Annotated in this window: 9 protein-coding genes; 1 reads left to right on the forward strand and 8 read right to left on the reverse strand. The window is 63.5% G+C overall.

Translation table 11 applies throughout. From position 1 onward, the window contains the following. Positions 1–173 precede the first annotated feature (173 nt). The 8 genes from HX869_RS20120 to HX869_RS20155 all read right to left on the reverse strand — a co-directional run bounded on the left by HX869_RS20120 (position 174) and on the right by HX869_RS20155 (position 7,931). Entirely contained in the window at positions 174–1,349 is a 1,176-nt protein-coding gene (locus HX869_RS20120; RefSeq protein ID WP_177046389.1) for a PotD/PotF family extracellular solute-binding protein, read from the reverse strand. Next, positions 1,346–2,320, reverse strand: a complete 975-nt coding sequence (locus HX869_RS20125) for a GTP-binding protein (protein ID WP_178903560.1) — start codon at positions 2,318–2,320, stop codon at positions 1,346–1,348. Before HX869_RS20125 ends, HX869_RS20120 begins: the two co-directional genes overlap by 4 nt. Beyond that, positions 2,317–2,616: a hypothetical protein gene (locus HX869_RS20130; protein WP_017476087.1), complete on the reverse strand. Its 300-nt coding sequence runs from the start codon at positions 2,614–2,616 to the stop codon at positions 2,317–2,319. The genes HX869_RS20125 and HX869_RS20130 overlap by 4 nt, the downstream gene beginning before the upstream one ends. Before the next feature lie 13 nt (positions 2,617–2,629). Continuing rightward, on the reverse strand, positions 2,630–3,379 hold the full coding sequence (locus HX869_RS20135) for an SDR family NAD(P)-dependent oxidoreductase (RefSeq protein WP_178903561.1): 750 nt from the start codon (positions 3,377–3,379) through the stop codon (positions 2,630–2,632). A 161-nt stretch (positions 3,380–3,540) separates the two neighbouring features. Further along, the gene (locus HX869_RS20140; protein ID WP_177051608.1) at positions 3,541–4,302 is read right to left on the reverse strand and encodes an SDR family NAD(P)-dependent oxidoreductase; all 762 of its coding nucleotides are present in this window, start codon (positions 4,300–4,302) and stop codon (positions 3,541–3,543) included. A 12-nt stretch (positions 4,303–4,314) separates the two neighbouring features. Further along, positions 4,315–5,655, reverse strand: coding sequence for an MFS transporter (locus HX869_RS20145; protein ID WP_178903562.1), 1,341 nt, complete (start codon positions 5,653–5,655; stop codon positions 4,315–4,317). A 42-nt stretch (positions 5,656–5,697) separates the two neighbouring features. Next, entirely contained in the window at positions 5,698–6,576 is an 879-nt protein-coding gene (locus HX869_RS20150; RefSeq protein ID WP_003210406.1) for a polysaccharide deacetylase, read from the reverse strand. Between the two features lie 11 nt (positions 6,577–6,587). Then, entirely contained in the window at positions 6,588–7,931 is a 1,344-nt protein-coding gene (locus HX869_RS20155; protein ID WP_178903563.1) for an amidase, read from the reverse strand. Positions 7,932–8,267: 336 nt separating this feature from the next. On the opposite strand from HX869_RS20155, the gene HX869_RS20160 reads away from it, so the two are divergent. After that, positions 8,268–9,257, forward strand: a complete 990-nt coding sequence (locus tag HX869_RS20160) for a GntR family transcriptional regulator (protein WP_003210410.1) — start codon at positions 8,268–8,270, stop codon at positions 9,255–9,257. Positions 9,258–9,337 lie beyond the last annotated feature (80 nt).

Genomic DNA, 9,337 nt, shown 5'->3' on the forward strand with positions numbered 1-9,337 from the left:
CTCCAGCCGAAACGTCCCTTCGTCATACGCGTCCCTCGCGACAGCTGAACCGGCGTCAAATAAATATCCTTTTTACAGGGATATTTGAATTATCCAGATTAGCTGCGCAAGAGAAGAAGTGCACCCAATAAATACGGGAGTTTATATGTCATTAATTTGGCGACAGGCTGCCGTTACGACGTTCGCGCCCGCATGAAGTCCCCCCAACGCCGCACGAGATAGTTGTGCTCATCCATCACCGAGTTCCACACCGCGATATGCCCCATGCGCTGTTCATAGGAGCCGCCGTCGCGCACGTCACCCACATCGATCAGCGGCAAGCCATCGCTGCCCAACAGCTCTTCCCGGGCGGGCAGCCCGGCGTACCAGTAGTCCCATTCGGCACTGCTCAGGTGATCACGGCTGCGAGCCGGGTTGCCGATGTAATAACCCTGGCGCGCCATCACCGCACCCGGCCAGCCGGACAGCCACCAGTTGAGGTAGGCATAGGCCGCATCCAGCACCGGGCCCTTGGCATGGCGCGACAGCGACAACCCGCCGAACCAGGCGCGATAGCCTTCACGGGGCACCGCCAGGCGGTATTTGACCCCGGCCCGATGCAGGCGCATCAGGGTCGGTGACCACAAGCTCTGGATATCGATGCTCGGGCTGAGCATCAGTTGCGCGGCTTCCTCGTCATCGGACCAGAACGCCGCGAAGTGGCCTTCCTTCTGTTTACGCACCAGGATATCGGCCAGTACATCGATCTCTTCGATGCTCATGTTGCCGATGTCCTTGAAGCTCGCGAGGCCCGCGCCTTGCACGGCCAGCGCCGCGTCCAGGGCGCCGATGGCGGCGTCGCTCTGCAACGCAGTGCGTGCGCCCCAGGCCGGGTCCAGCAACCAGCCCCAACTCTCGTTGGTGCGGTTGAACCCTTCGGGCAAGCGCTCGGGGCGGTAGGCGAAACTGTCGGCGTTGTGGGTCAGGGGCAGCATGCTGATGCGTTCGGTGACGGTGCTGCCGAGGCTGCCGTCGTGCTGCACGAAGAGGCGCTCGCTGGGCACACTGCCGCTGCCCAGACGGTCGTTGGCGGACAAGCGTCCGCGCTTGGGCAGGTCGTTGATCTCGTGCCACAGCGCAATGCGCCGGGTGTCGATCGGCTGGATCGCCCGCGCCGGCCACACGAAATCGACGTTGTGAAACCACTGGTCGTAGAGGTCGTAGCTGTCAGGTTGCATCACCGCAATGCGCTGGGCCTGCTCGACATCATGCACCTGGTACACCAGGCGAATGCCCAGCTCTTTTTCCGCTCGCACACGCAAGGTTTCGAGCAAGGTCACCGAGGTGCCGAGGACGCGAAGCGTGATCATGCGGCGAACCTTCTGGAGAACACTTCAAAGGAGCGCCGCAGCAGAGCCGGGTCGAGCCCGCGCAGGATAAACACCAGGCGCGATTGCCGATCGGTCCCCGGCCAGGCAGGCAGGTGAACCGGGGCATGCAGGCAATGCTGCACGCCATGAATGACGATGGGAGCGTTACTGGCGTTCACGTTGAGCAGTCCTTTGACGCGAAGAATACGTTCGCCGTGGCATCTTAACAGCATCGATAACCAGACCCCGAAACCGACCCAATCCAGCGGCTGATCGAAGGTCAGGCAACAGACTTGTGCAGCGCCGTGGTTGGCGGCGGTGGTTTGATGGAGTTTCCAGCGGCTGACTTCTGCAGCGGGCTCGGCACTGCGCAGGCCTTCGCCAAGCAGCAGTTGTTCACCGCTGTCGATATCGCAGGTATTGAGGATCGGCGTACCGGCGTTCAGTGCCTGCAAGTGCAAGCGCAACGGGCCACAGTCTTCGACGAGGTCGGTCTTGCTCAACAGCAGGCGATCGGCAGCGGCCACTTGCGCCAGCCATTCCGGGTGCAGGCGCTCTTGCAAAGCAGCGTGGCTGGCGTCCACCAGCGTCACCACCAGGCCGATATGAAAGCGCCCGCGCAGTTGCACGTCGTTGTTCAAGGTGGCGAGGATTGGCGCCGGGTCGGCCAGGCCGGTGGTTTCCAGGATCACCCGCTTGAAAGCCGGAATCTCACCCCGCTCACGACGCTGCAACAGGCCGAGCAAGGCGTCTTTCAACTCGCCGCGAATCGAACAGCACACGCAGCCGCTGGGCAGCAGCACCGTGTCCGGCGCGACTTCCTCCACCAGCAGGTGGTCGATGCCGACATCGCCGAACTCATTGATCAGCAACGCCGTGTCGCCGAGGCTTTCACCTTGCAGCAGGCGCTTGAGCAAGGTGGTCTTGCCGCTGCCGAGGAAGCCGGTGATGACGTTGAGGGCGATGCTCATGGCTGTTGCTCCAGATGATCCAGCAGGCGCGGGTCCAACGGGTCCAGCGGTCGACCGAGCATGGTCTCTGCCGCCCGCCACAGTTGATCCAGGCCGCTGGCCAGTTCCTGTTTGCCGGTGGCGCCCAGCAGCAGATAGGACGCGCCCTGGAAGTCTTCGACCTTGAGCCGGAACACCGCCAGCACCTGGTTGATCGCCGCGATTCGGCGCAGACGCTCGCGTCGGCGCGGCAATTCATCGCCCAAAGGGTCGCTCCAGTGCAGGTCTTCGCCCAGCAGGCCGCAAAGTCCGCACATGCTTAGTACCCGCTCATGGCATGACGTCGCCGGAGTTCGGGCCAAGGGTCTGGCCGACGAACAGATTGCCGCCCGGCTCGCTGGCCAGCAGCACGGCAGTCGGCGCGACTTCGTCCGCCAGGCCGAAACGACCCAGGGGTAACTCGGCGGCCTTGGCGCGTTTCCAGGTGTCGCTGATGCCGCCTACCAATGGCGTTTCGATGGGCCCGGGTGCAATGGCGTTGACCAGTACGTTGTCCTTGGCCACTTCCAGGGCCAGGGATTTAGTGAAGCCGATCACCCCGGCCTTGGCCGCCGCATAGTGCGTCAACTCGGCGCCGCCCTTGATCCCCAGTTGCGAGGCGACGTTGATGATCCGGCCCCAGCGCTGGCCAATCATGTGAGGCAAGGCGCGCTGGCTGGCGACGAACACGCTGGTGAGATCGACGCGCAGCATGTCGTTCCACATGTCCAGGGTCAGGTCGACGCAACGGGCCTGGGTCAGCATGCCGGCGTTGTTGACCAGGATGTCGATGCCGCCGTAGTGGGTGACGCAGGCATCGACGCTGGCCCGGGCGCCGTCGACGGTGCCGACATCGGCCACGCATTCGAGGACTTCGGCGCCGAGGTTGCGGCAGGTGATGGCGGTTTCGGCGAGGGTGGCGGCATCGCGGTCGGCCAGCAACAGACGCGCGCCTTCGACGGCGTAGGCACGGGCGATGGCGGCGCCGATGCCGCTGCCGGCACCGGTGATCACGGCGCGGCGGTTAGCGAGTTGGGGCATGGTGAACTCCTGAAATAATCAAACGGCGAACGCGGTCAAAAATGTGGGAGCGGGCTTGCTCGCGAAAGCGGAGTGCCAGCCAATACATGCGGAACTGATCCACCGCATTCGCGAGCAAGCCCGCTCCCACATTTGGAGCGAGTCCGGCTTAAAACTGGGGGTTAGTCCGGCCAGCGCACGGTCAAGCCACCATCAATCACAATGCTCTGCCCGGTCAGGTAGCTCGATTCCTCACTGGTCAAAAACCGCACCAGGGACGCCACTTCATCCGCCCGCCCGACCCGGCCCAGCGGAATCGCCCGCGCCGCTTTCGCCAGCCCTTCCGGCCCGAGGGAGTTCTTCGCGTCCAGCGACTGGGGCGTTTCGATCAACCCCGGAATCACCGCGTTGCAACGAATCCCCAACGGCGCCAATTCCACCGCCAGCGACCGACACAACCCCGGCACGCCGGCCTTGGCCGCCGCATAGTGCGCGTGCTCCTGCCAGCCATACACGCCACCGGCAATCGACGAAATCGCCACCAGCGCGCCGCCTTCGTGCATGTGCCGGGTCGCCGCCCGGAAGGTGCGCATCACCCCGGTCAGGTCGACGTTGAGCATCTCGTTCCACAGCGCGTCTGTCATCTCCAGCAGTGGCGCACGGCGTAACAAACCGGCGTTGGCCACCGCGTAATCGAGGCGACCGAAGTGCTGGACCGCCTGCGCCGCCAGGTTATCCACCGAGGTTGTATCGCCCACGTCCAGCGGCAACATCAGGCATTCACCGCCCGCCTCTTCCACCAGCGCAACCGTGTGATGCGGGTCATGGGGATCGGCCGGGTAATACCCACCCACCACCGCCACGCCGCTGCGGGCATACGCCACCGCGAGGGCCTGGCCGATGCCGCTGGCGGCACCGGTAATCAATGCAACTTTACGACTCATCGAATCAACTCCTTACTGGACGGTTTCCGGACGCACGTGGCGCGCGGCAAACATCAACGCACCGGAGAGGAAGCACGGCACTGCGCCAAACCACAGCGCAGCGGTCTGCCAGTCACTGCCGGCCGACAACACCTGGGTCGCGCCGAACCCGGCGACCACCGCACCAATCGGCCCCATGGCATGGATGATCGCGCCACCGGTAGCCCGGATGCTGGTGGGGAAACTTTCACTGATGAAAAACAGCGCCGCCGAGTACGGCCCGATCAGGAAGAACAGGCCCAGGCTGTACAGCCCGACCACCATCGCCATGTTGCTCGGGCCAAACAGCATCCCGGCAAACGACAGCCCGCCGAGCATCCAGCCCAGGCCGATGACATTGCGCCGGCCGATCTTGTCGCCCATCCAGCCGTGGCTGAGGTAGCCGCAGTAACCCACCAGGTTCGACAGCACGAGGATAATCAGCGAGTTCTCGAACGAGATGTGGTGCACGCTGATGATCACCGACGTACCCAGCACGCTGAACACCTGGATCGCCGCCCAGTTGAGCAGCAGCGCCGCACCGATCACCAGGGTGGCGCGGCGGGCCGGGCCACGGAATGCGGCCTTGAGGCCGGCCTTGCTGTGTTCGTCATAGTCCACGCCGTAGGTCACGGCGACGTTTTGCGCTTCTTTCACCGCGCCGCTTTTACGCAGCTCGCTGATACGCTGGTGAATCTGGAACTGCGGGCTTTCCTTAAGCTTGCGCGCCATGACCGCGATCACAATCGCCGGGATCGCCGCAAACACGAAGCACCCCTGCCAGCCAATCACCGGCAGCAACAGCGCGGTCAAACCCGCCGCGATCAACGCGCCCACCGGCCAGCCGCCCTGCACCAGGCTGTAGATAAAGCCGCGACGCTTGGCCAGTTTCGGATCATCCGAGGCAGCGTACAGTTCGCTCAGGTAAGTCGCGTTGACGGTTTCCTCGGCATACCCCAGGCCGCCCAGCGAACGGATCAGGATCAGCGACGACTTGCCCCACGCACCACCAATGGCGGTGAGCGCCGAGCAGATCGCCGAACCGGCCACGGTGAAAATAATCCCTTTGCGCCGACCCAGTTTGTCCACGATCGGACCGATGGCCAGCGCGACCACGGCGGTGCCTACCGCCACCCATGTCGCAATCTCCGCTTGCTCCACTTCACCCCAATTAAAGTGCCGCCCGATTTCCGGCAGCAAGGTGCCGAAAAGGATGAAGTCATACACCGCAAACACCCAGGCGAAAAACGCGATCCAGGTGGCGAAACGCACCTCCTTGGGCGTCAGTTGCCGGGGTTTCCAGCCAGTCAGATCAAGCTTGTTGTAGATAGACATGAATCGCGCCTCGGGAGGTTGGCCAGGGTTTAGGTACGGGTGTCAGGTACGTGGTTGGCGGCGGATAAAGTCATCGGCGATTTCGTCGAAGGTGACGAAGCGCACGCCGGCATGGCTCTGGATGTGTTCGATCAGCCGCTCAAGCATCAGCAGCACTTGCGGGCGGCCGGACACGTCGGGGTGGATGGTCATGGTGAACACCGCGTGTTCGTGCTCGCGGTAGACCCAGTCGAACTGGTCGCGCCACATTTCTTCGAGGTGACGCGGGTTGACGAAGCCGTGGCTGTTGGGGGCTTTCTTGATGAACATCATCGGCGGCAGGTCGTCTAGGTACCAGTTGGCCGGGATCTCCACCAGGTCGGTTTCTTCGCCGCGCACCAGGGGTTTCATCCAGGTGTCGGGGTGCTGGCTGTAGTCGATCTTGGTCCAGGTGTCGCCCTTGCGCACGTAGTACGGGTGGAAGTCGTTGTGCATCAGGCTGTGGTCGTACTTGATGCCTTTTTTCAGCAGCAGTTCGTTGGTGACCTTGCTGAATTCCCACCATGGCGCGACGTAGCCGGTGGGGCGTTTGCCGGTGACCTGGGTGATCAGCTCGATGGACTTGTCGAGGACGATTTCTTCCTGCTCGGCCGTCATCGCAATCGGGTTTTCGTGGCTGTAGCCGTGCACACCGATTTCGTGACCGGCGTCGGCCACCGCCTTCATCTGCTCGGGGAAGGTTTCCATCGAGTGGCCGGGAATAAACCAGGTGGTGCGCAGGCCGTAGCGCTCGAACAATTTGAGCAGGCGTGGCGCACCGATTTCACCGGCGAACAGGCCGCGGGAAATGTCGTCCGGGGAATCTTCGCCGCCATAGGAACCGAGCCAGCCAGCGACCGCGTCGACGTCGACGCCAAATGCACAGAGGATGTCTTTAGCCATGATGTGTCTCCTTAAAAAGTGAGTGCGGTTTCTACCGACAGTGCGGCCCGAAGCAGGCGCGCGTCTTCGCCGCTGGGGGCGCTGAGCAGCAGGCCGGTGGGCAGGCCCAGGGCATCACGGCCGCTGGGCAGGCTGACGCCGGGCATGTCCAGCAGGCTGCCGGGCATGGTCAGGCGCAGGGTGGCGAGGTTGGTGCTGACGAACAGTTCAAAGTCGACTTCCAACGGCGCCAGGGCCGGGGCCACATGGGCCACGGTGGGGGTGATGAGGATCGCGCCGTCGAGTTCGTCGACAAGCTGCTGTTGCAGGCGGCGACTGGCGTCGTACAGCGCCAGCAGTTGGCTGGCCGGCAGTGTGCGGGCCGCTTCAAGGCGACGGCGAACGCGGGGGTCGAGTTGCTCGGCATCAGGGCTGTCGAGCAGGGCTTCGTGGAGGGCGAAGGCTTCGAAGGCGCCGAGCCAGCCCTGGTGCAGGATCAGGTCGAGGGTGGCCTGGAAGGTCTTCGAGGGGCGCACGTCAATCAGCGCGCCGTCTGCCTTCAATCGGTCCACACAACGTTGCAGGTTGTCGCGCACCGCAGGTTCAACCCGTGCGTCTTCCAGCACACTTTGCTCGACCCAGAACCGCTGGCCATTGAGGCTGCGGGGCGGGCGTGGTGGGCGCTGGTCGCGACCATTGAGCAGGTCGTCGATGGCCAGTGCATCGCGCACGCTGCGGGTCAGCGGGCCGAGGCTGTCGAGGGTGTGAGCCAGCGGAAAAACGCCGTCGCGGCTGTAGCGCCGGCAACTGCTGCGATAACCGACCACGCCATTCAGCGCAGCCGGAATACGGATGGAGCCGGCGGTGTCGGTACCCATGGCGATCGGCACGATGCCGGCTGCCACGGCGACCGCCGAGCCCGACGACGAGCCGCCGGGAATCCGCGGTTGATCGACGCTGGCCGGGTTGTGCGGCGTGCCGAAATGCGGGTTCAGGCCCAGGCCGGAATAGGCCAGTTCGCTGAGGTTGGTCTTGCCGACGCTGACCATTCCGGCGCGGCACAACAGGCCCACACTTGGCGCGTCCAGCAAGGCGGCCGGCGCATTACGGCGATAGGCCGCGCCCGCCGTGGTAATGCTGCCGGCCACATCGAACAGATCTTTCCAGGCCAGTGGCACCCCGTCGAACACGCTCAACGGCTGGCCGGCACGCCAACGGGCGGCCGACGCTTCGGCCTCACGGCGAGCGCGCTCGGCGGTCAGGGAGATGAACACGCCGGGGGCCATGCTCGCGTGGGCAAGTGCCTGTTCCAGGACCCGCACCGGATCGCTGCGACCGCTGGCGAAATCCTCGGCCATTGAAGTGGCGTCTGACATGGGAATGACCTTTGAAAAATGTACATATTAATAAAATGTACATTTTACAAAGGCAGCTTTCGTGCCAGTCTCGTGGACAGCTTGTTTGCCACACCTGGCACTTTGGAGCAGATCCACGGGCTAGATGGGTTTCAGGCATTAAAAGAAATATCGGCTGGAGTTTAAGGCTCGCCTGGAATGAAATAATGTATCTTTTATTAATAAATACATTTTGGTGCAGAAAAGTAACATCAACCCTCTGAAGGCCCCAAAAAAGTGCCACCGACGTGGCGCAGAGTGACAGGCGCAACTATGAGAGAATCCCCGGCCACCGACCCGTTTGCTCCAGAGAGCCCGATGAAAGCAGTGTCAGCCTCGGCTTCCCGTTACGCGATGATTCACCAGGTTCTGCGCGACGCCATCACCCACGGCACCGCCCGCCATGGCCTGGTGTTGCTGGAAGCGCCGCTGGCCGAATTGTTCGGCACCAGCCGGGTGCCGGTGCGCAAGGCGCTGAACCTGTTGCATGACGAAGGACTGATCTGCCGCTTTGATGGCCGGGGTTACCTGATCAACCCCGACGGCCTGGACATGGAGCCGCTGCGCCTGCCCCTGAGCCATGCGCACCTGGGCCTCAACGGTGAAGATGAATTGGTGGACACCCGGCCACTGGGGGAGCGCATCGTCGAGGAAATCGGCGCGGCGCTCTCGACCTGTATCGCCTTCGGGCATTATCGCCTCGATGAACAGGCCGCCGCCGAGCACTACAACGTCAGCCGCGCGGTGGTGCGTGAAGCGCTGATGCGCCTGCGGGACCGTGGCCTGGTGGAAAAGGAACCCTATTCCCAATGGCTGGCCGGGCCACTGACTGCCCGGGAAGTCACCGAAGACTACGAACTGCGCGCCTGCCTGGAGCCCGAAGCCCTGCGCCAGAGCGCGCCGAACCTCGACCGCGACCTGCTGCACGCCATGTTGCAGCGCGTGCTCGATGCGCAAAACAGCGCCCATTGCAGCCTGGAAGAGATCGAGCAGATCGAGGAAGACCTGCACCAGCACTGCCTCGCCGGCCTGCAAAATCGCAAGATCGCCGCGCTGATCCGCCAGGGGCAGAGCCCGATGATCATCAGCCGGATTTTCTACCGGCTGCTGGGCATCGGTGCCGATCCGGCGATGCTGGCCGAGCACCGGCTGATCCTTGAGCTGTTGCTGCATGGCGCCTTCGACGCCGCCGCCCTGAACCTGCGCGAGCACCTGCAACGGGCCCGGCAGCGGATGTTGCAGCGCTTGAAGGTGCTGTCGGTGCTGCCTGAACAACCTTTACCGGCCTACCTGCACAAACTCAGCTGACGAAATACAATCGAAAATGTGGGAGCGGGCTTGCTCGCGAAGGCGGCGCATCAGTCACAGATGCATCGACTGACAGACCG

Origin of the sequence: Pseudomonas sp. P7779 (genome assembly GCF_013386315.1) — a bacterium.
Lineage (GTDB): Bacteria > Pseudomonadota > Gammaproteobacteria > Pseudomonadales > Pseudomonadaceae > Aquipseudomonas.